Source organism: Microbacterium sp. MYb66 (assembly GCF_002979435.1).
GTDB lineage: Bacteria > Actinomycetota > Actinomycetes > Actinomycetales > Microbacteriaceae > Microbacterium.
The window spans coordinates 143305-165341 of the sequence record NZ_PCOV01000003.1; the positions used below are offsets into that span (position 1 = coordinate 143305).

At 67.0% G+C, this 22037-nt stretch carries 20 protein-coding genes; 6 read left to right on the top strand and 14 right to left on the bottom strand.

Going from position 1 to position 22037, the window contains the following annotated elements; translation table 11 throughout:
• Nucleotides 1-9 precede the first annotated feature (9 nt).
• From CQ045_RS07925 to CQ045_RS07940, 4 genes are all read right to left on the bottom strand, one after another.
• Nucleotides 10-1941, bottom strand: a complete 1932-nt coding sequence (locus CQ045_RS07925; protein ID WP_105722460.1) for a collagen binding domain-containing protein — start codon at nt 1939-1941, stop codon at nt 10-12.
• A gap of 62 nt (nt 1942-2003) precedes the next feature.
• Nucleotides 2004-2654, bottom strand: a complete 651-nt coding sequence (locus CQ045_RS07930) for a dihydrofolate reductase family protein (RefSeq protein ID WP_105722462.1) — start codon at nt 2652-2654, stop codon at nt 2004-2006.
• A gap of 95 nt (nt 2655-2749) precedes the next feature.
• Nucleotides 2750-3805 carry an LLM class flavin-dependent oxidoreductase gene (locus tag CQ045_RS07935; protein ID WP_105722464.1) on the bottom strand — a complete coding sequence of 352 codons (1056 nt, stop codon included), beginning with the start codon at nt 3803-3805 and terminating at the stop codon, nt 2750-2752.
• 28 nt (nt 3806-3833) lie between these two features.
• The gene (locus tag CQ045_RS07940) at nt 3834-5345 is read right to left on the bottom strand and encodes a methyltransferase (protein WP_105722466.1); all 1512 of its coding nucleotides are present in this window, start codon (nt 5343-5345) and stop codon (nt 3834-3836) included.
• A gap of 97 nt (nt 5346-5442) precedes the next feature.
• Here CQ045_RS07940 and CQ045_RS07945 point away from each other — a divergent pair, with 97 nt between their 5' ends.
• The 4 genes from CQ045_RS07945 to trxA all read left to right on the top strand — a co-directional run bounded on the left by CQ045_RS07945 (nt 5443) and on the right by trxA (nt 10722).
• Nucleotides 5443-7629 (top strand): DUF6049 family protein, encoded by a 2187-nt coding sequence (locus CQ045_RS07945; RefSeq protein ID WP_105722468.1) that lies wholly within the window; start codon nt 5443-5445, stop codon nt 7627-7629.
• Nucleotides 7622-9235: a murein biosynthesis integral membrane protein MurJ gene (gene murJ / locus CQ045_RS07950; RefSeq protein WP_105723194.1), complete on the top strand. Its 1614-nt coding sequence runs from the start codon at nt 7622-7624 to the stop codon at nt 9233-9235. Before CQ045_RS07945 ends, murJ begins: the two co-directional genes overlap by 8 nt.
• A 118-nt stretch (nt 9236-9353) precedes the next feature.
• Nucleotides 9354-10334: a thioredoxin-disulfide reductase gene (gene trxB, locus CQ045_RS07955; protein WP_105722470.1), complete on the top strand. Its 981-nt coding sequence runs from the start codon at nt 9354-9356 to the stop codon at nt 10332-10334.
• Nucleotides 10335-10398: 64 nt separating this feature from the next.
• On the top strand, nt 10399-10722 hold the full coding sequence (trxA, locus tag CQ045_RS07960) for a thioredoxin (RefSeq protein WP_021201395.1): 324 nt from the start codon (nt 10399-10401) through the stop codon (nt 10720-10722).
• A gap of 85 nt (nt 10723-10807) precedes the next feature.
• On the opposite strand, the gene CQ045_RS07965 is transcribed toward trxA, so the two are convergent.
• From CQ045_RS07965 to rpmH, 10 genes are all read right to left on the bottom strand, one after another.
• Nucleotides 10808-11143: a hypothetical protein gene (locus CQ045_RS07965; protein ID WP_017829903.1), complete on the bottom strand. Its 336-nt coding sequence runs from the start codon at nt 11141-11143 to the stop codon at nt 10808-10810.
• 9 nt (nt 11144-11152) lie between these two features.
• Nucleotides 11153-12601, bottom strand: coding sequence for a sugar porter family MFS transporter (locus CQ045_RS07970; RefSeq protein WP_105722472.1), 1449 nt, complete (start codon nt 12599-12601; stop codon nt 11153-11155).
• A 59-nt stretch (nt 12602-12660) separates the two neighbouring features.
• Nucleotides 12661-13632 carry a ParB/RepB/Spo0J family partition protein gene (locus tag CQ045_RS07975; RefSeq protein ID WP_105722474.1) on the bottom strand — a complete coding sequence of 324 codons (972 nt, stop codon included), beginning with the start codon at nt 13630-13632 and terminating at the stop codon, nt 12661-12663.
• Nucleotides 13632-14507, bottom strand: a complete 876-nt coding sequence (locus tag CQ045_RS07980; RefSeq protein WP_258131000.1) for a ParA family protein — start codon at nt 14505-14507, stop codon at nt 13632-13634. The genes CQ045_RS07975 and CQ045_RS07980 overlap by 1 nt, the downstream gene beginning before the upstream one ends.
• Before the next feature lie 913 nt (nt 14508-15420).
• A complete protein-coding gene (gene rsmG / locus CQ045_RS07985; RefSeq protein ID WP_105722478.1) occupies nt 15421-16044 on the bottom strand; it encodes a 16S rRNA (guanine(527)-N(7))-methyltransferase RsmG in 624 nt (207 codons plus the stop codon).
• Between the two features lie 36 nt (nt 16045-16080).
• Nucleotides 16081-16572, bottom strand: coding sequence for a R3H domain-containing nucleic acid-binding protein (locus CQ045_RS07990; RefSeq protein ID WP_105722480.1), 492 nt, complete (start codon nt 16570-16572; stop codon nt 16081-16083).
• Nucleotides 16569-17639 carry a membrane protein insertase YidC gene (yidC, locus tag CQ045_RS07995; RefSeq protein WP_105722482.1) on the bottom strand — a complete coding sequence of 357 codons (1071 nt, stop codon included), beginning with the start codon at nt 17637-17639 and terminating at the stop codon, nt 16569-16571. The genes CQ045_RS07990 and yidC overlap by 4 nt, the downstream gene beginning before the upstream one ends.
• Before the next feature lie 3 nt (nt 17640-17642).
• Nucleotides 17643-17993 (bottom strand): membrane protein insertion efficiency factor YidD, encoded by a 351-nt coding sequence (yidD, locus tag CQ045_RS08000; RefSeq protein WP_105722484.1) that lies wholly within the window; start codon nt 17991-17993, stop codon nt 17643-17645.
• Entirely contained in the window at nt 17990-18343 is a 354-nt protein-coding gene (gene rnpA / locus CQ045_RS08005; protein ID WP_105722486.1) for a ribonuclease P protein component, read from the bottom strand. The genes yidD and rnpA overlap by 4 nt, the downstream gene beginning before the upstream one ends.
• A 6-nt stretch (nt 18344-18349) precedes the next feature.
• The gene (gene rpmH, locus CQ045_RS08010) at nt 18350-18487 is read right to left on the bottom strand and encodes a 50S ribosomal protein L34 (RefSeq protein ID WP_013584598.1); all 138 of its coding nucleotides are present in this window, start codon (nt 18485-18487) and stop codon (nt 18350-18352) included.
• A 438-nt stretch (nt 18488-18925) separates the two neighbouring features.
• On the opposite strand from rpmH, the gene dnaA reads away from it, so the two are divergent.
• Together dnaA and dnaN are read left to right on the top strand one after the other, a co-directional pair.
• The gene (gene dnaA / locus CQ045_RS08015; RefSeq protein ID WP_374955020.1) at nt 18926-20194 is read left to right on the top strand and encodes a chromosomal replication initiator protein DnaA; all 1269 of its coding nucleotides are present in this window, start codon (nt 18926-18928) and stop codon (nt 20192-20194) included.
• A gap of 493 nt (nt 20195-20687) precedes the next feature.
• Nucleotides 20688-21830, top strand: a complete 1143-nt coding sequence (gene dnaN, locus CQ045_RS08020) for a DNA polymerase III subunit beta (protein ID WP_105722491.1) — start codon at nt 20688-20690, stop codon at nt 21828-21830.
• The last annotated feature ends 207 nt before the right edge of the window (nt 21831-22037 follow it).

The window sequence follows — 22037 nt, forward strand, 5'->3', positions numbered from 1 at the left end:
ACCCGGGAACTACTGTCGACGCGAACGTCGGCGTGCGACGATCAGGAGCGCCACACCCAGGATCAGGATGGCGGCGCCACCGGCCGCCCAGGCGAGCGTCTCGGGTCCGAGGCCGGTCGCGGGGAGCGCGCCGTTTCCTCCGCCGTTCGCCGGCGGGTCCGTCGGATCCGGCGGCACCACGACGACATCGACGACGACCGTGAAGTCCTGCTCGCCGACGACTTCGCCGGCGGCGGTGATCACGACCGTACGGGTGGCCGCGCCGACGACGGAGCTGCCCGTCGGGGGCACCACCGTGAGCGTGTAGGTGCCGGGGGGCAGAGCGCCGAGTCCGAACGTGCCGTCCGCGTCGGAGGTGAGCTGTTGCGGTGCCCCCGCTCCGGTCACCGTCACGACCACGTCTGCGACGGGTGCGCCGCCGGCGTCGCGCACCGTGCCGTCGATCGCGCCGAGCCGCGCGAGCTCGAAGTCCACGTTCGCGATGTCGGTCGCCGCCACCTGCTCGCTTCTGGTCACCGGTGACGCCGCGACGAAACCGCTCGGGGGCGTCATCGTGATCTCGTAGTCGCCGGCGGCGAGTCGGGGGAAGCTGTACGCCCCGGAGGCATCCGTCACGCGGGTGAGGGTCACCCCGCCCGGACCGACCGCGGTCACGGTGACGCCCGCCACGCCGGCTCCGTTCGACCGCACAGCGCCGCTCAGATCGGGGCTCTCGGCGAGCCGGAAGTCGACGTCGCCGATCGGGTCTTCGCTGCCCGCCGGCACGACGACCGGGGGCGGTACGAGGTCGAGCGTGTAGCCCGCGGGGGTGGTGATGATCGCTGGGTGGGTCCCGACGGGGATCTGGTCGAAAAGGTACCGTCCGTCCGAGTCGGTGGTCGTGGTCTGGCCGGCGATCGTCACGGTCACCCCGGCGATCGGTGCGCCGGTGGTGTCGGTCACACGGCCCGACACGGCGACGGGCACGATGTCGCGCAGCGTGAAGTTCGCGACCGCGTCCCCTGCGCTCAGGTTCGCCGGCACGGTGGTCGGTCCGGTCGGGATCTTGCCCGCGGGCGGAGTGACCCGCACCGTGTAGCCGTCGGCGGCCACGTAGCCGGGGAAGGAGTATGTGCCGTCCGCGGCGGTGGTCGTGTTTCCGACGACCGTGCCGTTCGCGTCGGTCAGCGTGAGTGCGACCCCGGGCGCCGCGACGCCCGTGTCGGTGACGCTGCCGGTGATGCCGTTCGCCTGCGAGACGAACCACGTCTGATAGACGGGCAGGCCGGACCGTCGGGTGAAGATGAGGCTGAGCGAGCTGATCGGTGTCGACGGCTCGAACCACGCCGCGGCGCCGTTCGTGTCCGCGGCCGCGGCGTTCCCGGTGAGGGTGAGCGTCGCGGTGTCCCAGGTCGGCACGTCGGTGGCGACGCCGGTGCAGGACGGCTTGCCGACGATACCGGGAGCGCAGTAGTTGAACCCGCCGCGGAAGCCGAGCTCTCCCGCCGTGAGGACGTGCCCGTCCGCGGCCACGGCCTGGATGCGCACGGCATCCGCATCGATGTCGCCGAGGGCGAACGCCCAGCCCGACGTCGGTGTGGGCTCCGCGAACGAGTAGGTCGTCGTCGACGGGCTCGTGGCGTTGTCGGCCTTCGGGCGCAGGTTCAGGTACGGCTGGTTCAGACTCGACCCGTACTTGGCGCCGATGGGCGTCCCCTCGGACAGCCAGGTCGAGGCACCGGAGATGACCCCGACCTGTCCGGCGCGCGAGTCGCTCGTCATCGTCGCGGTCAGCGCGGGCTGCGCCGCCACCTGGACGGTGGTCGTGAACGCGCCGCCCACTCCGGCGAGCGGCTGCCAGGTGGCCCAGGAGGTCGTCGCTGCCGCGGCGGGGAGGGCACCGACGAGGACGGCCACGAGAACGATGGCCCCGGCGAGGATTCCGCTCCTGCGCGAATGCATGCGGTCAGCGTACTGGTATACCGGACGATCGTGAAGAGTGCGTTCTCCGCACGATGCGGGTCTCAGCTCTCGCGCGTGAACGTGATGTGGGTCACGCCGGACTCGGCGACCTCCGAGGTCACCCGGTACCCGGACTCCAGTCCGCGCAGGTCATCCCACAGGCGGATCCCGCTGCCGATCAAGATCGGGGTGATGCCCACGTGCAGGTCGTCGACGAGCCCGGCGCGAAGATACTCGCGCACGGTCGTCGCCCCGCCTCCGACCCGGACATCGCGCCCCTCCGCCGCGGCGGCCGCCGTGCGCAGGGCTTCCTCCGGCGCGGCCGAGAGGAAGTGGAAGCTCGTCCCGTTGGCGAAATCGATCGAAGGGCGCGGGGTGTGCGTCAGGACGAAGACCGGCGCGCGGAACGGAGGCTCTTCGCCCCACCAGCCGCGCCACTCGGGGTCGTCGCGGTTCGCGTGGAGCCCGAACATCCCGGCCCCCATGATCTCGGCGCCGATGTTCTCGAAGTACTGCGAGGCGTACTTCTCGTCGATTCCTGTGGTGCCGGCCCCGCTCGTGTCGTGGAAGACGCGTTCGTGGAACGTGCGCGTCGCCGTGTACGCGGCGGTCAGTCGTCCCCAGTCCTCACCGAAGGGGTTCTCCGGAGTCTGATCCGTCGTCGTGGCGAAGCCGTCGAGCGAGATGTTGAGATCGACGCGAACGCGGGTCATCGATGCCTCCGGGGATGGGGTGACGACGCGTCGGACGACGTGCCGTCACCCAGCGTCAGCGTTCCTTCCCCCGTTGTCAAGGAGGGCGATCGTGCTCAGACCGGGTCGCCCTGGACAGGACCTTCCGTGTTCGGCTTCCAGCCGAGAGCCGGGGCGACGTGCTTCGCGAACGACTCCAGCACGTGGAGGTTGTAGTCCGGCCCGAGCTGGTTCGGGATCGTCAGCATCAGGGTGTCTGCGGCCATCACGGCCTCATCCTGCCTGAGCTGCTCGATGAGCACATCGGGCTCCGCGGCGTAGGTCTTGCCGAACGTGGAACGGAAACCGTCGATGATGCCGATCTGGTCGGCGTTCTCCTCGCTGCGCAGGCCGAAGTACGCCCGGTCCATGTCGGAGACGAGGGGGAACACGCTGCGACTGACCGAGACCCGTGGAGTGCCGGTGTGCCCGGCCTCCTTGTATGCGGAGCGGAACAGGTCGATCTGCTCGCGCTGCAGTTCGTGGAACGGCTGGCCGGTCGCCTCGGTGACGAGGGTCGAGCTCATCATGTTGAGGCCCTTGCGGCCCGTCTCGATCGCGGTCGGACGCGAGCCGGAACCCCACCAGATGTGATCCCGGAGCGTGGGCGACTGCGGCTCGATCGCGAGGTAGCGCCCTGCGCCCACCATGCGCGGGTCGCCGGGAGCGATGCCCTCGCCGTCGATCGCACGCAGGAAGAGGTCGAACTTCTCACGCGCGATGACGCTGCCGCGCTCGGTGTCCTCCTCGTCGACGTACCCGAAGGTCTCGTAGCCGCGCAGCGCCGTCTCGGGTGAACCACGGCTCACGCCGAGGGCGATGCGGCCGTCGGCGATCAGGTCGAGGGCGGCCGCCTCCTCCGCGAACTGGAAGGGGTTCTCGTAGCGCATGTCGATCACGCCGGTGCCGACCTCGATCCGCTTCGTCCGCGCGGCCATGGCCGTCAGCAACGGCATCGGCGAGGCGGCCTGACGCGCCCAGTGGTGCACGCGCACGTAGGCGCCGTTGACGCCGATCTCGTCCGCGCCCTCGGCGATCGCGATGGTCTGCTTCAGCATGTCGCCCGCGGTGCGGGTCGCCGAGCCGGGCACGTCTGCGTAGTGCCCGAAGGAGAGGAATCCGAAAGCCTTCATGATCTATTCCAACGCATGGATCCGGCGTCTATTCCCCCGGCACCAGGATGCCGTCGAGCATGAGTGAGCGGATGCGGGGCTCGAGGTCGGCCCACAGCTCCGCGAGCGGGACCTCGAAGAGGTCTGCCAGCGCTGCGACGATCTGCACGACCGTGAGCTCTCCGTCGCACGCCCCGACGAACCCGGCGAGCGCGGGATCCACGTTCACGGTGCGGGCGAAGCCGCCCCCCTGTCGAAGCTCGATCACGCTCGGGTCGTCGTTTCCGGGGAGCAGGTGCCGGGCCTCGGTGACGTCGGATGCGACGACCAACGACGCGGGAATCCCCTCGCTGAGCGCGTCGTGCGCCGCCAGACCCGTACCCAGGGCCGCCCCGACGTTCGAGACCTGCTGGGCGATCCGCTCCGTGCGTCGCAGCGGCGGCCCCGCCGCGACCCGGCGCATCAGCACGTAGCCGAACCCGATGGAGGTCACCCCGCGGGCGGCGAAGTCGTCGAGCCACGCGGTGAGCAGCGGGGTGAAGGCGGGATCGCGCGGCGTGGTGCCGCCGTCACGGATCCACAGCTCCGCATAGCCGAGCGGCGACAGCTCCTCGCGTTCGACCACCCACAGGTCGAGCTCGGCGGGCACCCAGGCCTCGAGACGTGCGAGTCCTGCCACTCCGGCTCTGGTCTCCCAGTTGCCGAGCAGCTGCGCGATGCCGTTCTGCGTCAGGAACCCGGGAGCGCTGCGCACGAACTGCTCCACGAGGGCATCCCCCACCAGTCCCCCGTCGCGGTACTCGTAGGCGGGCACGCCGTCCACGCGCGGTGTGATCACGAACGGCGGGTTGGAGACGATCAGGTCGAACGCCTCCCCCGCCACCGGTTCGAACATGCTGCCGTGCCGGAACTCGATGTTCGTCACGCCGTTCAGCCGGGCGTTGAGCTCGGCGAACGCCAGCGCGCGCGCCGAGATGTCGGTCGCGACCACGGCGCCTGCACGCCGTGCGACGAGCAGCGCCTGGATTCCGCATCCGGTGCCGAGGTCGAGGGCGCGCTCCACTTCGATCGGGACGATGGTCTCGGCGAGCGTGCGGGATGCTCCGCCGACGCCGAGCACGTGGTCGGCGGGCAGCGGGCCGTCGAGTGCCACCTCGTCGAGGTCGCTGGCGATCCACCATTCGCCGACCCCGTCCGCGTCGACGAACGACTGCGGCCGCACCAGGGCTCTCGGTGTCACGCTGTCGGCATCGGCGGTCGCGAGTCCGAGCGCGACGAGTCCGTCGACTCCGAGCCGCGGGAGCGCGTCCTCGACGGCCTCTCGCGGTTGCGGCATCCCGAGCACGAGCAGGCGTCCGAGGGTTGCGAGCACGCCGCGATCCTCTGCGATGGCGCGCAGGATGGGCTCGCGCATCCCGCGGGCGAGAGCGTCGTCCGCCTCTGCACCCCACAGACGTCGAAGGGGCTCGGAGCGGAGGTCCGCGGCGTCGAGATCAGCGGCGAGCGCAGCGCTGCGGAGCGGGTCTGGGAGGGGTGCGGGGGCGTCGGACACGGCCGTCACTCTACGCGTCTTCAGGGTTCTCCTTCCCCGAGCCTCCTAGAATCACTAGGTCAGTACTCACGAGCAGCCTCTTTCCGGGCGTTCGAGGAAGACCTTCATGACCGCGATCACCCCTGAGCACGGCCTCCGTGCGCGCCTGCGACGGCTCGCAGGCAGGACCGCTGTTCTCGCGATCGCACTGGGCGGCTGCGCCCTCGCCGCACCGAGCACGGCCGTCGCCGCGGATCAGGCGGCGTCGGAAGACGACCAGCGTGTGGCGCTGCACGTTTCTGCCGGTCTTCGTGGCGTCGTCGCGCCCGGTTCCTCGACCACGGCGATCCTCACGGTGGAGAACGACACCGAGTCCGAGCTGTCCGGCGGCCAGGTCCAGGTCGAGATCAGCCGGACCCCGTTGACCGACGACGCCGCGGTCTCCGACTGGCTGGACGACGGCGAGGCCCCGGGCGACTTCGACACGATCGGCGTCGATGAGACACAGGCCGTCGATGCCGGCGCGGCGGACACGACCACGATCTACGTGCCGGAGACCACGCTGGGCGCTCTCACTCCGGGCGTCTACCCCCTCCGCGCAGAGCTGACCGGCGCGACGACAGGGAATCCCTCCGACGACCGCGTGGCCGCCGTGGCCACGACCGCCACGAGCGTGCTGGTCGTGGCGGATTCGCAGACCACGCAGATCGGGGTGCTCGTCCCCCTCACGGCGACTCCGGCAGGAGGCGGGCTGCTCACGGCGGACGAGCTCTCGGCCCTCACCGCTCCTGAGGGCGCTCTGACCGCTCAGCTCGACGGTGTCGCCGGCACCACGGCGGTCCTCGCCATCGATCCGGCCATCCCTGCCGCGATCCGCGTGCTCGGCTCGGCGGCCCCGCAATCCGCACGGGAATGGCTGACGCGACTCGACGACCTGCCCAACGCGCGGTTCGCTCTGCAGTTCGGCGATGCGGATGCCGCAGCCCAGGCGCAGGCGGGTCTGCCGGAGCTGCTCCAGCCGACGACTCTGGCCCCGTTCCTCGACCCCGCGAACTTCCCGCAGGCGCCGGCCACCGTCTCGCCGAGCGATGGCGCGGACGCGACGCCGAGTCCGACTCCCGGTCCGACCGGCTCCCCCGCGTTGCCGAGCGACGAAGAGCTCTCCGCGGTGGAGGGCGCGATTCCCCGGATCCTGTGGCCCGACGACGGTCTCACCCAGGACGATCTGGCCGCGTTCGCGGGCTACCTCGGCGAGGGCACGACCACCATCCTCTCGTCGTCGACCGTCGGGGGACTGAGCGCGGCGCACGCGACGGCCGGCGGGCAGGACCTGCTGGTCACGGATGCCGCGGCCTCGGAGTCCCTGTCCGACGCGGCCGCCGAACCGGATGAAGTGGCTCGCCAGCGGCTGCTGGCCGAGTCTGTCGCTCTCCTCCAGCTGGCGCAGGGGCGTGCCCCCGGCGCTCCGCTGCTGATCGGGCTGGACCGCGACGAGGATCGCACCTCCGACGCCCTCCGCGACGCGATCTCGGCGGCCGACTCGATCGGGTTCGAGTTCGCGGCACTCCGCGCGACCCCGCCGGTGACCGCATCCGTCACCTCGGAGGCGGATGCCGCCCGCGCGGCCGCCGTGGCGAATCTCCTCGCCGACGAGACGTCGCTCACCGCCTTCTCCTCCGTCCTGGCCGACCCGCAGGTGCTGCTCAGCCCCGAGCGCATCAGGATCCTTCGCACCCTGTCGGTCGGCACCTCGGCGACCACGTTCACCGAGAAGGTCGCCGCTCACCAGGCACAGACCACGGCGACGCTGGGCGCGGTGAGCATCCCTCCGTCGAGCACGATCCAGCTGCTCACCGCGAACGCGGATCTCCCGATCGCGGTGCGCAACGACCTGCCCTGGCCGGTGACCGTGCAGCTCTTCGCCTCGCCCAGCGACCCGCGGCTCGAGGTCAAGCCGATGATCGAGACGGTCGTGCAGGCGAACTCCACGACCCGCGTCAAGGTTCCCGTCTCCGCGCGGGTGGGCAGCGGTGAGGTCGATCTCCGGCTCAGCCTCTACAGTCCCACCGGAGTGCAGATCCAGGCCGAGCAGTCCGTCCGGGTCGCGGTTCGCGCGGAATGGGAGACCATCGGCCTGATCATCTTCGGTGGTCTCACGGTCGTGCTGATCGCGCTCGGTGTGATCCGCACGGTCCGCCGCAAGCGCCGTGAGGGAGCCGAGGAGGCGGCCGTCGTGGCGCAGATCGAATCACTGGAAGAGGATGCCGTGGGAGCCCGACCGGATGCCGCCACGACCGAAGAGCCGCATGAGTAGCCTCGGTCGCGCGAGCGCCGTCATCGGCGCCGGCACCATGGTCTCGCGCGTCACCGGGCTGCTGCGCAGCATCGTCCTCGTCGGAGTCATCGGCTCGGTGAACTCCGAGGCGGCCGACGCGTTCGCGATCGCCAACCAGCTTCCCAACAGCGTCTTCTCGCTGATCTCGGTCGGAATCCTCACCGCCGTGATCGTCCCGCAGATCGTCAAGGCCTCGGCAGACGCCGACGGCGGCAACGCCTTCATCTCCAAGCTGTTCACCCTCGGCACCGTCGTCCTCGTCGTGATCGCGGGACTCGCGACCGTCGCCTCACCCTGGCTGGTGTGGGTCTCGGCCGACGGCGATCCTGCCCAGCTGGCACTGGCGACGGCGTTCGCCTACTGGTGCATGCCGCAGATCCTCTTCTACGGGCTCTACGCCCTTCTGGGAGAGGCGTTGAACGCGCGCCGCATCTTCGGACCCTTCACCTGGGCGCCGGTCGTGAACAACCTGATCTCGATCGTCGGCTTCCTCCTCATCGCCGCGTTCTTCGGAGGGCCTCTGACGGATGTCCCCGATTGGACGCCGGAGATGGTCGCCGCGCTCGGGGGGACGGCGACGCTCGGCATCGTCGTCCAGGCCGGCGTCCTGCTGCTGTTCTGGCGGCGCACCGGGCTCTCGCTCCGGCCCGACTTCCGGTGGCGCGGCGTCGGTCTGGGCGCGACGGGGCGCCTCGCGGGCTGGACCCTCCTGATGGCCATCGCGAGCCTCACCGCGGGCACGATCCAGGGACGCATCGCCTTCGCGGCCGCCGGTGACGGAGCATCGGTCGCGACGATGCAGTACGCGTGGCTCATCTTCATGCTCCCGTACTCGATCATCGTGCTGTCCATCGGAACCCCGTACTTCACGCAGATCAGCGAGCACGCGGCAGCCGGGCGCGACGACGAGGTCCGGGCCGACATCACCCGCAGCATCCGCACGCTGTTCTTCTTCATCGCCGCGGCCATGGCAGCGATCATCGCCGCGGTCATCCCGGCCTCCCGGGTGTTCACCGAGAACGCCTCCGACGCCGAGGCCGCCGCCCTCGTCCTGCTCTGCTATCTGGTGAGCCTGCTCCCCCTCACCGTGCTCTTCATCGTCCAGCGCACCTTCTACGCGTACGGCGACACGCGCACGCCCTTCTGGTTCACCCTGTTCCAGAGCGCGCTCATCGTCGTCACGGCACTCGTCGCCCAGTGGCTCTACGTCTCCGACGTCATCCCGGTGACCGCCCTCGCCGCGGCGATCGCGCTCGGGCAGTCGCTCGCGAGCACGATCCAGACCGTGGTCGCCGGCTGGCTGCTGCATCGGAAGATCGGAGGGCTCCGGATCAGCACCTGGCTGACCGCTCTCCTGCGCTTCGCGATCGCAGCGATCCCGGCCGGGTTCGCGGGCTGGGGCGTCTTCCTGCTTCTCGGAGGCGCCGAGGGGTGGACGACCAGCAGCAAGATCCTCGGTGCCATCGCGACCGCGATCATCGGGCTCGCCGTCGTGGTCGTCTATGTGGCCATCCTCGCCCTGATGCGCGCCCCGGAGCTCACATCCGCCGGTGCCCTCGTCCGCCGTTTCCTTCCCGGCCGCTGATCACGCACGGAGCCGTCTCCCAGGCCGGTGGCGCACACTGCTCAGGGAATGCCCCGCGGTTACCATGGGTTGAAGCAGTCGAAGGTCATTCGACCGCAGTTTCTAAGACGGAGAGCACATGCGTCAGGTCATCATCATCGGCTCCGGCCCCGCCGGATTCACGGCTGCCATCTACGCGGCCCGCGCGAACCTCAAGCCGCTGCTCATCGCGAGCTCCGTCGAGGTCGGCGGCGAGCTCATGAACACCACCGAGGTCGAGAACTACCCGGGCTTCCCCGAGGGCATCCAGGGCCCCGAGCTGATGGCGAAGTTCCAGGAGCAGGCGGAGAAGTTCGGCACCGAGGTGCTCTACGACGACGTCACCGAGCTCGATCTGGCGGGACCCGTCAAGAAGGTCACGCTCGGCTCCGGTGCGGTGCACGAGGCTCAGTCGCTCATCTACGCGACCGGCTCGGCATACCGCAAGCTCGACATCGCGGGCGAAGAGCGTCTCTCCGGCTACGGAGTCTCGTGGTGCGCCACGTGCGACGGCTTCTTCTTCCGCGAGAAGACGATCGCAGTCGTCGGCGGCGGCGACTCGGCGATGGAGGAGGCGACCTTCCTCACCCGGTTCGCTGACAAGGTCTACGTCATCCACCGCAAGGACACCCTGCGGGCCTCGAAGATCATGCAGGAGCGGGCGTTCGCGAACGAGAAGATCGAGTTCATCTGGAACAGCGAGGTCGCCGAGGTTCTCGGTGGCGATTCCGTGTCCGGCGTGCAGCTGCGCAACACGGTCGACGGCACCCTGAGCGACCTTCCCCTGGATGGGCTGTTCATCGCGATCGGCAACGACCCGCGCACCCACCTCGTGCACGACAAGCTCGAGCTGACGCCGGAGGGCACCATCTGGGTCGACGGCCGTTCGTCGAAGACCTCGGTTCCCGGAGTCTTCGCTGCGGGCGACGTGATCGACCCCACCTATCGTCAGGCCATCACGGCTGCCGGCACCGGCACGGTCGCCGCTCTCGACGCGGAGCACTTCCTCGCCGATCTGGAAGACGCCTCCGTCGAGGTCCCGGCCGCAGAAGCCGCCGAGATCCTCACCGCCACGGCATAGCCCGGGAACACTTTCACCTCGTCGGCTGTTGTAGCAGACGAACCTCGAATCAAGGAGAACTCTGATGAGTGCAAAGGCTACGAGCCAGGCGACCTGGGAACAGGACGTTCTGCAGGCCGACGGTCCCGTGCTGGTGGACTTCTGGGCCGAGTGGTGTGGTCCGTGTCGTATGGTCGCGCCGGTGCTGGACGAGATCCAGGCTGACAACCCCGACAAGATCACCATCCTCAAGCTGAACGTCGACGAGAACCCCGAGCTCGCCATGAAGTACCAGATCACGTCGATCCCGGCGATGAAGGTCTTCCACGGCGGCGAGGTCAAGACGACCATCATCGGCGCCAAGCCGAAGTTCGCGCTCGAGAAGGATCTGGCCGCATTCATCGGCTGATCCTCTGACGCGAGAAGGGCCGCACCTCCCGGGGAGGTGCGGCCCTTTCTGCGTCTTCAGCCGGGTCGCCGTCGTCGTTCGCGCGTCAGGACGCGTCGGCGACGCTCGGATCCCAGCGACGGTGGCGCTGTTTCTCATCCAGGAGCCCCCAGACGGCGGAGGTGAGCTCCGGGTACTCGAGGGCGATCTGCCGCAGCACCCGATAGTGCCTGGCTGCATTGGGGCGCACGCCGTCGTTCGCATTGATGTTGTCGGCGCGCAGGAGGTACACCACGAGCTCGTCGACGCTCGGCAGCTCCTCCATGAACTCCCAGGGGTCTTCTCCTCCGAGAAGGCGCTCCTGGATGAGCACCGCGAGTTCGTCTGCGGCCTCGGCGCGCAGCACTTCCAGGCTGGCGCGACGCTGGACGGACTCGGTCATGCCTTAAGCCTACGTCGGCTGAGGGCCCCCTCGTCGCACGACCTTCATGTTCTCGGTCATGTCCTCGAGCTCTTTGCCCTTGGTCTCCGGCACCTTGAAGAAGACGAAGAAGAACGACAGCAACGCGAAGAACGCGTAGAAGCCGTAGGCGAAGGTGAGGCCGATCTCGGCGAATGCCGGGAAGGTGGTCGAGATGAAGAAGTTCGCGACCCACTGTGCCGCGGCGGCGACCGCCAGGGCACCCGCGCGGATCGAGTTCGGGAAGATCTCCCCCAGCAGCACCCACACCAGCGGCCCCCAGCTCGCACCGAAGAAGACCACGAAACCGTTCGCGCAGATCAGCGCGATGGTCGCCCAGGGGTCGGGAAGCGTCGCTGTTCCCTGGGCGTCGAGCGTGCCGAAGGAGAAGGCGAGGGCCATGAGCCCCAGCGTCACCGTCATCCCGACCGAGCCGACGAGCAGCATGATGCGGCGGCCGATCTTGTCGACGAGCAGGATCGCGACGATCGTCACCACGATGTTCGTGACCGAGGTGATCACCGAGGTGAGCAGCGCGCTGGACTCATCGAAGCCGACGGACTGCCACAGGGTGGTCGAGTAGTAGAAGATCACGTTGATGCCGACGAATTGCTGGAACACCGACAGCAGGATGCCGATCCAGACGATCGGCTTGAGTCCGAAGCGGTTGCCGCGCAGATCGCGCAGCGACTCGGTGCGCTCCGTGTCGATGGTTCCCGTGATCTCCTTGATCTTGCCTTCGACGTCGATCGTGCCGGTGACGGTCTCCAGAACCTCCGCAGCCCGCTTCAGTTCACCCTTGCGCACCAGATAGCGAGGAGACTCCGGCAGTCGGAGAGACATGATGCCGTAGACCAGGGCCGGGATCGCGGCGACCATGAACATCCAGCGCCAGGCCGTGAGTCCCCAGAGCGGCTGATCAGCGGCTCCCGCGAGACCTGCGAGCAGTGCGTCCGACAGGAGTGCCGCGAAGATACCGGTGACGATGGCGAGCTGCTGCAGCGAACCCAATCGCCCGCGGACGGCTGCCGGAGACACCTCCGCGATGTACGCAGGGGCGATGACCGATGCGGCGCCGACGCCGAGGCCTCCGATCACGCGCCAGATGATGAGGTCGACCACGCTGAATGCGAGACCGGAGCCGATGGCGGAGACGAAGAACATCGTCGCGGCGACGACCATGACGGGTATGCGCCCGTATTTGTTGGAGACCGGGCCGGCGAACCACGCTCCCACCGCGCAGCCGATCAGTGCGGACGAGACGGCGAAGCCCTTGAGGCCCGTGCCGAGGTCGAATCCGGACACATCACCGGCCAGGGCATCGACGGCGCCGTTGATCACGGCGGTGTCGAAGCCGAAGAGGAAGCCGCCCAGTGCTGCGGCGATGCTCACCGCGATGACGCGGCGCTTGATGGTGGCTGGATTCGCGGGTCTGGACATGACTCCCCCTCAACGTCGAGATGTCGTGATTCTAGGCCCCCACGTGATCGGCGGGGGTGTCACTTCGTGGAGCCGTAGCCGCCTTCGCCGAGCTCCTCGAGAATGCGATTGAGATCCTGGATCGAGGCGAAATCGATAGTGACCTGGCCTTTTCTCGCACCGAGCGCGATCTTCACCCGCGTGTTCAACCGGTCACCGAGCTTTCCTGCGACCTCATCGAGGTAGGCGCGGCGGGCGCCCGGGGTCGGCTTCGCGGTCTTGCCGGCGCTGGGCTGCGACTTGGCAGCCTCTTCCGTGGCGCGCACCGAGAGGTCTTCGTTCACGACCTTGTCGGCGAGACGCTGCATCGATTCCGGCGTCTCGAGACTGAGGATGGCGCGTGCGTGTCCGGCGGTCAGCACTCCGGCCGCCACCCGCTGCTGCACCGGAACCGGCAGCTTCAACAGACGGATCGTGTTGCTGATCTGCGGACGGGACCGTCCGATCCGTGTGGCCAGCTCCTCCTGGGTGATGCCGAAATCCTCGAGAAGCTGCTGGTACGCCGAGGCCTCTTCCAAGGGGTTCAGTTCGGAGCGGTGGAGGTTCTCGAGCAGGGCGTCGCGGAGAAGGTCCTCATCGGCGGTGTCGCGAACGATCGCGGGGATCACGTCGAGGCCGGCCTCGCGTGCGGCCCGGGTACGCCGCTCCCCCATGATCAACTCGTACTCGCCCTCCGCGTTCTTGCGGACGACGACCGGCTGCAGCACCCCGAACTCCCGGACGCTGTGCACCAGCTCCGCGAGATCCTCGGGGTTGAAGTGCGTTCGCGGCTGGCGAGGGTTGGCCACGATCGTGTTCGGGTCGACCTGGATCAGGTGAATACCCGGCACCTCTTCGAGCTCCGGCGTGGCAGCATCCGGCCCGACCGTCGCCTCGGTCGTCGCAGGACGCAGGCTCGCCCCGGGGAAGAAGACGTCGACAGGACGCTCCGTCTGATCGGCTGTCGGGATGAGGGCACCGATTCCGCGGCCCAGCCCAGTGCGCTTCGCCATCATTTCTCCTTGCTCTGCGCCGCGGTACGCGACGCGATCTCGACGGCGGCCTCGCGATACGCGATCGCGCCGGCGGATTGTCCGTCGTAGGCGATCACGGTCTGTCCGAAGCTCGGGGCTTCGGACACGCGGACCGATCGGGGAATCACCGTATCCAGCACCTGCTCCGGGAAGTGCGAGCGCACCTCTTCCGCCACCTGCTGCGCGAGACGCGTGCGCCCGTCGAACATGGTGAGCAGGATCGTGGAGAGGTGCAGCACGGGATTCAGGTGCTTCTGGATCATCTGGATGCTGCCGAGCAGCTGGCTCAGGCCTTCGAGTGCGTAGTACTCGCACTGGATGGGGATGAAAACCTCCGATGCGGCCGTGAAGGCGTTGATCGTGAGGAGCCCGAGTGATGGCGGGCAGTCGATGATGACGAAGTCCATCGGGTTGTCGACCAGGTAGACCTCGAGCGCCCGACGCAGTCGATGCTCGCGCGCCACCTGTGCGACCAGCTCGATCTCCGCACCCGCGAGGTGGATGGTGCTCGGTGCGCAGAAGAGATTGGGGTCCTCTGGACTCGGCTGCACGATGTCTGCGAGCGGGAACTCCTCGATCAGTACGTCGTAGACACTGGGGATGTCCGCACTGTGGGGTACTCCCAACGCGGTCGAAGCGTTGCCCTGCGGGTCAAGATCGATCACCAGTACCTTCGCACCCAGGCCGGCGAGGGCCGATGCGACGTTCACCGCGGTCGTGGTCTTCCCCACGCCGCCCTTCTGGTTCGACACCGTCAGGATGCGCGTGTCCCCGGTGAACTCCACCTTCGCGGCTTCGAGAGCGCGTCTGCGGGCGGAGAGGTCGGCAAGTTCCCGCGCGAGCGGTGTATCCATCCCGAACGATGCGTTCGTTGATGCCTTTTCGGATTGTTTCACGTGAAACATCCACTCCTTTCGGGGCCGCGTTCCACTCTAATCGCAAGCAGCGACGTTGGATTACGGCGGCCATCCGTGGTGGCCATGGAGAGTGGTCGATCCAGTGGTCAATCTAGGGAAACTCGAGCATTCCGTCAGGGAGAGAGGGTCCTGCCTCCGTATGTTTCACGTGAAACGACGCGACCCTCCCTCACTGTTTCACGTGAAACCTCGGCATCGACCAGGTCCGCCGCGCTGCGACCCTGTCTCACTCCTGATCTGTCTCACTCCTGACGGTTCTGAGCGCCCGCACCGCCTGGTTCGGCCTTCTCGAGACATGTCCGTTTCACGTGAAACAATCTCGTAAGTCACCTGCGTGAAGCATGCTGCCCTGTCTGGGCCTGCGACGAACGGCCGGCGGGCCTTGCCTCTTCTTCCCGCCTTCGACAGACCATCGACACATCGACACCGACACATCGACATCGACACATCGCCGACGCCATCCACTCGGCTCCCTCCGCAGGGTGATCCGCGCAAGCGGGCTCACTGGCCCTATCCCCGACGACGCGTCGCCTTCATGGGAAGCAGATACGCCTGTACCCTGCACCGCCACCGGCACCGGCACCGGCATCGCTCTCATTGCGCGGCAGCCAAGCGGGATGCGCCAGCGTGCGCGTCCCGCTGCTGTTTCACGTGAAACATTCGTGTCGTGAGTGCCGCCCCCGCAGTGCCACTCACCGTGGCATCCCTCACTCTTCCATCGCCGGGGGTAAGCCAGCGCTGGAAGGAGGCACCCTTCCCCACGAGATGATCACGCTGTCACGCACCGCCGCCGAAACGCAGGAAGCGGGATGTTTCACGTGAAACATCCCGCTTATCCGTCGCAAACGAACTACCGAACGCGAGCCCGCAGCACCCGAGTCGTTTCGGAGAGGATCCCTTCGCCCAGTACTTCGACCCGCACGTCCGAAAGACGGAACCTCTTGATCTGCTTCTGCGCTGCTTCGATCTCGTTCGAGACATTCATCCCCTTGAGGAGAGTCAACTCTCCCCCATCGCGAACCAGTGGCGCGGTGATCGGGATCAGGGTGCGCAGGGCGCTGACCGCGCGCGCCGTCACCACATCGAATCCTTCGGCAGGGCGCACGTCCTCAGCACGAGAACGAAGCACGGTGACGTTGGTGAGCCCCAGGGTCTCCACCTGCTCGTTCAGCCAGGTGATCCGACGCTCCATCGGCTCGACGAGGGTCCACTCCACGTCGGGGCGGGCGATGGCAAGCACCAGACCTGGAAGGCCGGCCCCCGAACCGATGTCCGCGACCGATCCCTGGAAGAGGGGTGCGGCGATCACGCTGTTCAGGATGTGGCGTGTCCAGAGCCGCGGGAGTTCGAGCGGGCCGATCAGACCACGCTCCTCGCCCTCGCGTGCCAGCGCGGACGTGAATGCGCGCGCCACATCAATTCGCTCACCGAAGAGCTCGGCCGCGATCGCGGGTTCGATCTCCAGATCACTCATACAGACGTCCGAGAAGACGATGTTTCACGTGAAACATCAACGACGACGGAGGACCGTGTGGCGGTCGGCACCCTCGCCATAGGACTCGGACACCAATCCACGCTCCGCGGCGATGTCATGCACGAGCTTCCGCTCGTAGCTGGACATCGACGGGAGGGAAGCCTGGGAAGAGCCTTCATCGAGCTTCGCCGCAGCCGCTTCGACCAGCGTCTCGAGCTGCCGGCGGCGTGTGTCGCGCGAACCGGCGATGTCGAGGATCAATCGCGAGAAGGAGCCTGTCTTGCTCTGTACCGCGAGGCGGGTCAGCTCCTGCAACGCCTGCACGGTGTCAGGCGCGGAGAGAAGCGAGAGTCCGTCTCCCTCGGCTTCGATGGAGACGTAGGCCCGCCCCTGACGGACGTCGAGGTTCAAGTCACCATCGATGTCCGCGATGTCGAGGAGTTCCTCGAGGTAGTCCGCGGCGACGTCGCCTTCGTTCTCGAGCTGAGCCACTGTCGGCTCGGTGTTCTCGGTCATGGTCTCGCTCATGAACCGCTCCCCTTCTTCTTGGCGCGCTTCTTGCCCACCGGCTGCTGACGCTTCGGCGCCTCGGCCTTCGCCTTCTCCGCTTCGTCGAGCAGACGCTGCTGCTCGGCCTCGTAGACGGCCATCGGGACGACCTTGCCGGACGAGTCGATCGCCTTGCCCTTGCGAGCGAGTCGCTCCTCACGAGCCTTGGCGGCCTCCGAGCCCGGGGTCGGCATCTCCCGGATGACGAGGAACTGCTGTCCCATCGTCCAGAGGTTCGAGATGAACCAGTACACGACGACGCCGAGCGGGAAGAAGACACCCGAGAAGATGAAGCCCAACGGGAGCACGTAGAGCATGATCTTCTGCATCTGGTACGCCTGGCCGGTCTTGGCCTCGGGCGACAGGTTCTTCGAGATGATCTGAAGCTGCGTGAAGAACTGCGACGCGATCATGAGCACGACGAGCGTGACCAGGATGATGATCGCCGTGGTGTTCTTGGCGTCGACCGCGTTGCCCAGGGTCTCGTGCAGGGAGGCGACTCCGAAGAGCTTGGCGTCGTAGAACTCCTTGGTCAGCTCGGGGCTCAGCAGCCCGACACCGCCGACCTGATCCTTCGCATGCTTGCTGACGTCGCTCAGCACGCTGTACAGCGAGAAGAAGATCGGCATCTGCACGAGCAGCGGCAGACAGCTCGACATCGGCGTCGTACCGTGCTTCTTGTACAGCGCCATGGTCTCGCGGCTCATGGCCTCGCGAGAGAGCTGATCTTTCTTACCGCGGTACTTCTCCTGAACTTTTCGCAGTTCAGGAGCGATTTCCATCATTTTTCGCTGGCTCTTGATCTGCTTCACGAAGAGAGGGATCAGAGCAGCGCGGACGACGATGACGAGTCCGACGATCGACAGCACCCAGGTGATGCCGGATGCGGCGGGCAGACCGACGGCGGTGAGCAGCCAGTGCCAGGCGACGAGGATGAGCTCCACGACCCACTTGAGCGGCCACAGGATGGTGCCGATCAGATCGAAGCCACCCGCAGCGGGGGCGTCGCTGGGAGTGGAGCTGGCTAGCAGAAGGTCAAGACCCACCGATCAGTCCTTTCGGGAAGGGACGACGAAACCGTGTGCAGTCAGGTCGTAACGGAAGTGGTCATGCGGTCGGACGTCATCGACGCCACCGCTGGTCCAGGGATTGCAGCGGAGGATGCGCCATGCCGAGAGCACCGCTCCCTTCACTGCGCCGTGCTGCTGCACCGCACCTACAGCGTAGGCGGAACAGCTGGGGTAGTACGCACAGACATCTCCATACATCGGGGAGATGACCTTGCGATACGCCGTGAGGAAACCCAGCACGAGATTGCGGGGGATCACGGGGATGCTGCGAACGAGGTCCCGTGTGTGGAGGTGCGCATTCCCGACCGACGAAGCCGGCAGGGCGGTCATGCCGACACCGTGGCAGGCACCGTGAGTCTGCGCAGGCAGCGATCGACGTCGTCCCGGAGTTCCGCGAAAGACGCGGTGGCAGACGCAGGAAGGGCACGGATGACGACATCCGTGCCCTCGGGAACGCGCGGGAGCGCCTCCGCACAGACGGCTTTGAGTCGCCGACGGACGGTGTTGCGCACCACTGCGGTGCCTACCTGCTTGCTGATGATGAATCCGAACCGTGCGGATCTGCTCTCGCCCGTCGACATCATGGAGGTGATGACGCGCGCCCCGCCACAACGGGAACCGCGTCGAACGACCAGACGATAGTCGCTCCCGCGGGTCAGCCGATACGGGCGGGCGAGCACAGCGGACTACGCAGAGAGCTCGGTGCGGCCCTTCGCGCGGCGGGCAGCGAGGATGCCGCGGCCGGCACGCGTACGCATGCGGGCACGGAAGCCGTGCTTCTTGGCGCGACGACGGTTGTTGGGCTGGAAGGTGCGCTTGCTCATGGAATCACTCCGGGAATGCTGCCACCGGATTCACTTCGACCGGAGACATGGGGAACTGCCGAAAAAGGCATAAGTCAACCGACTTAGGGTACGTCTTACTGGCGCACAGAGCAAATCTGCGCGCTCCAGGGGTGCTCTGCCGGCACGAACCGCACAGCCATTATCCACAACCGTGGCGCGCCCGGCCCGCGCAACACGCGCGCGTGTTTTCAAGGGCAGGTTGCCGTTCACAGCCGGGGTGACTACCGTGGCATCCTAAGTTATCCACAGGGGCAAGGCACGTCGACCCCGCCTCGATCACTCGTCCGGAGCGTCATGTCATCACCTGCCCAGCCCGACGTCCCCATCTGGACCACGGTGCAGGAGCTTCTGGTCGATGATGATCGTGTCACTCCACAGCTGCAGGGCTTCCTCAGCCTGGCCGTCCCCGCCGGTGTCATGTCGGCGACGCTGTACCTCGAGGTCCCCAACGACCTGACGGCCGCACAGATCAACAAGCGTCTGCGCCTCCCCATCATGGAAGCCCTCTCCCACATCGGCGACGAGGTCACCTCCTACCGCGTGGTGGTCAACCACGAACTCGCCGAGCAGCAGACCGCGCCCATCGCAGTCGGGGACTTCGGACGGCATGAGCAGGTCCGCGTCGAGTCTCCGATGGAGCAGCCGACCCAGCTTCGCCACGAATCCCGACTCAATCCGAAGTACACCTTCGACAACTTCGTCATCGGTCAGTCGAATCGCTTCGCACACGCTGCCGCGGTTGCCGTCGCCGAAGCACCGGCCAAGGCCTACAACCCGCTCTTCATCTACGGGGACTCCGGACTCGGCAAGACGCACCTCCTCCACGCGATCGGCGACTACGCCCAGTCGCTCTACGCCGGAGTGAAGGTCCGGTACGTCTCGAGCGAGGAGTTCACGAACGACTTCATCAACTCGATCGCCAACAACCGCGGCGCCGCCTTCCAAGCCCGATACCGCGACGTCGACATCCTCCTGATCGACGACATCCAGTTCCTGCAGGGCCGCGCGGAGACGCAGGAAGCGTTCTTCCACACCTTCAACACCCTGCACGACCACAACAAGCAGGTCGTGATCACCAGCGATGTCGCCCCGAAGCACCTCACCGGTTTCGAGGATCGGATGCGAAGCCGGTTCGAGTGGGGCCTGATCACCGACGTGCAGGCACCCGACCTCGAGACCCGCATCGCGATCCTTCGGAAGAAGGCGCAGAGCGAGGCCCTTCACATCCCGGACGAGGTCCTCGAGTACATCGCGACCGTCGTCTCGTCCAACATCCGTGAGCTGGAGGGCGCTCTCATCCGGGTATCGGCGTTCGCAAGCCTGAATCGCTCGGCGCTCGACATCTCCCTGGCGCAGACGGTGCTCCGCGACATCATCGACACGGCCGAGGACAACATCATCTCGCCGACCGACATCATCACGGCGACCGCACAGTACTTCAAGCTCACCGTCGACGACCTGTACGGATCGAGCCGCTCGCAGCAGATCGCGACCGCACGACAGATCGCCATGTACCTGTGCCGAGAGCGGACAAGTCTCTCCCTGCCCAAGATCGGGCAGCTGTTCGGCAACCGCGATCACACCACAGTCATGTACGCGTACAAGAAGATCAGCGAGCTCATGAAGGAACGTCGCTCGATCTACAACCAGGTGACCGAGATCACCACGCAGCTCGGTCGACGCTGAGATCGAACCGTCTCCGTCCTCGAGGGACACGGCATCCGAACGGGTGCCGTGCCCCTTTTCTCGTGCTTGACACGCCTCTGCGCTCTCCGGTAAATGCCTCTATGCACATGTGGATAACTTGTGGATGACCGCCGATCGGATCGGGACGAATGTGAGCCGATCGACCAAACCTGTGGATAACTAGGGGAGGCGCAGGATCGCGTCGGATGCCGGTATCCCGCGGATTCCTCAGGGTTTCCACAACTGACAAGCGTGTAGTTCCTTACTCGCTCTTGCTATCCACCGACTTATCCACAGAATCCACAGCTGTTAACACTGTTAAGGAGTTAAGTCTTTCAAGGCGCGATCCCATCACCAGACGGTGGGGAGAACCGTCAACCGAACGACAGGAACTCCGGCGTAGGGATACCCCGGAGTGTGGGGCTAGCATGGGAAGCCCTGCACCGGCAGGGCCGACGACAACGCGTCATAGTTCGACGACAAGGGAGCACCCGTGAGGTTTCAGGTCAACCGCGATGTCTTCAGCGAGGCTGTGTCCTTCGTCGTCAAGCTCCTTCCGCAACGGAACCCGCAGCCGATCCTCGCCGGAGTCCTGATCGAGGCGGACGGATCCGGGCTCACGCTCTCGGCCTTCGACTACGAGGCCTCCGCGCGCACGACCATCGAGGCGACCGTCGACACCCCGGGCACGATCCTGGTCCACGGACGCCTTCTCTCCGACATCGCCAGCCGGCTTCCGAATGCCCCGATCGAGATCGCCGTCGAGGAAGACGGCGGCATCGCGGTCACCTGCGGCTCTGCCCGATTCACACTCGCCGCCATGCCGGTCGAGGAATATCCCTCGATCCCCGAGGTCACGGGGTCATCGGGCGTGGTTCCCGCCGACGACTTCGGCACCGCGATCGCACAGGTCGGGTTCGCTGCATCACGCGACGACGTGACGCCCGTGCTGACGGGTGTCCAGCTCGAGGTCTCCGGCCACAGCCTGAGCCTGGTCGCCACCGACCGCTACCGCGTCTCGCTCCGTGACGTGCCGTGGGACGGCGAAGCCGTCGAGGCCACCGCGCTGGTGCCCGCCCGCACCCTGCTCGAGGTCGGCAAGACCTTCGGGCACGCCGGCACCATCCAAGTGGCTTTCTCCGGAGCGGGCGATCGCGAGATCATCGCCTTCACCGCCGGGAACAAGACCGTGACCTCGCTCCTGATCAAGGGCAACTTCCCGCCGGTCCGCCGACTTTTCCCCGAGCAGACCGACCACTACGCGGTCGTGAACACCGCCGACCTCGTCGAGGCCGTCCGCCGAGTGTCTCTGGTGCTCGACCGCGCCGCGCCGCTGCGGTTCACGTTCTCGAACGACAGCGTGACGATGGACGCCTCGGGCGGAGACCACGCACGCGCATCCGAGTCGGTCGACGCGATCCTCTCCGGAGGCGACGAGGTCACTCTCGGACTGAACCCGCAGTATCTGATCGAAGCTCTCGGCGCGGTCAAGAGCGAGTTCGTCCGCGTGACGTTCACCTCGAGCGACAACGCCAACAAGCTCAGCCCGGTGCTGATCACGAGCCAGACCTCGGTCGACCAGGCGGGTCTGGACTCGTTCAAGTACCTCCTGCAGCCGAACCTCCTCCTCCGCTGATCCCTTCCTCCCCCTACCCGAAACGTTCCCGGATCAGCCGTCAGCTGATCTACGAACCGCCGCGGGTGCGGATGCTCCCGGAGCGAGCATCGGGAGGTACCCACGAAGTGGGAGGGAACCCGCTCTGCGAGCGAAGGGTGCGTCGTCACCCACGAGCCACACGCGAAAACCAGAGAAGAACAAGTGTCAGACCCCGAAGATAGGCTG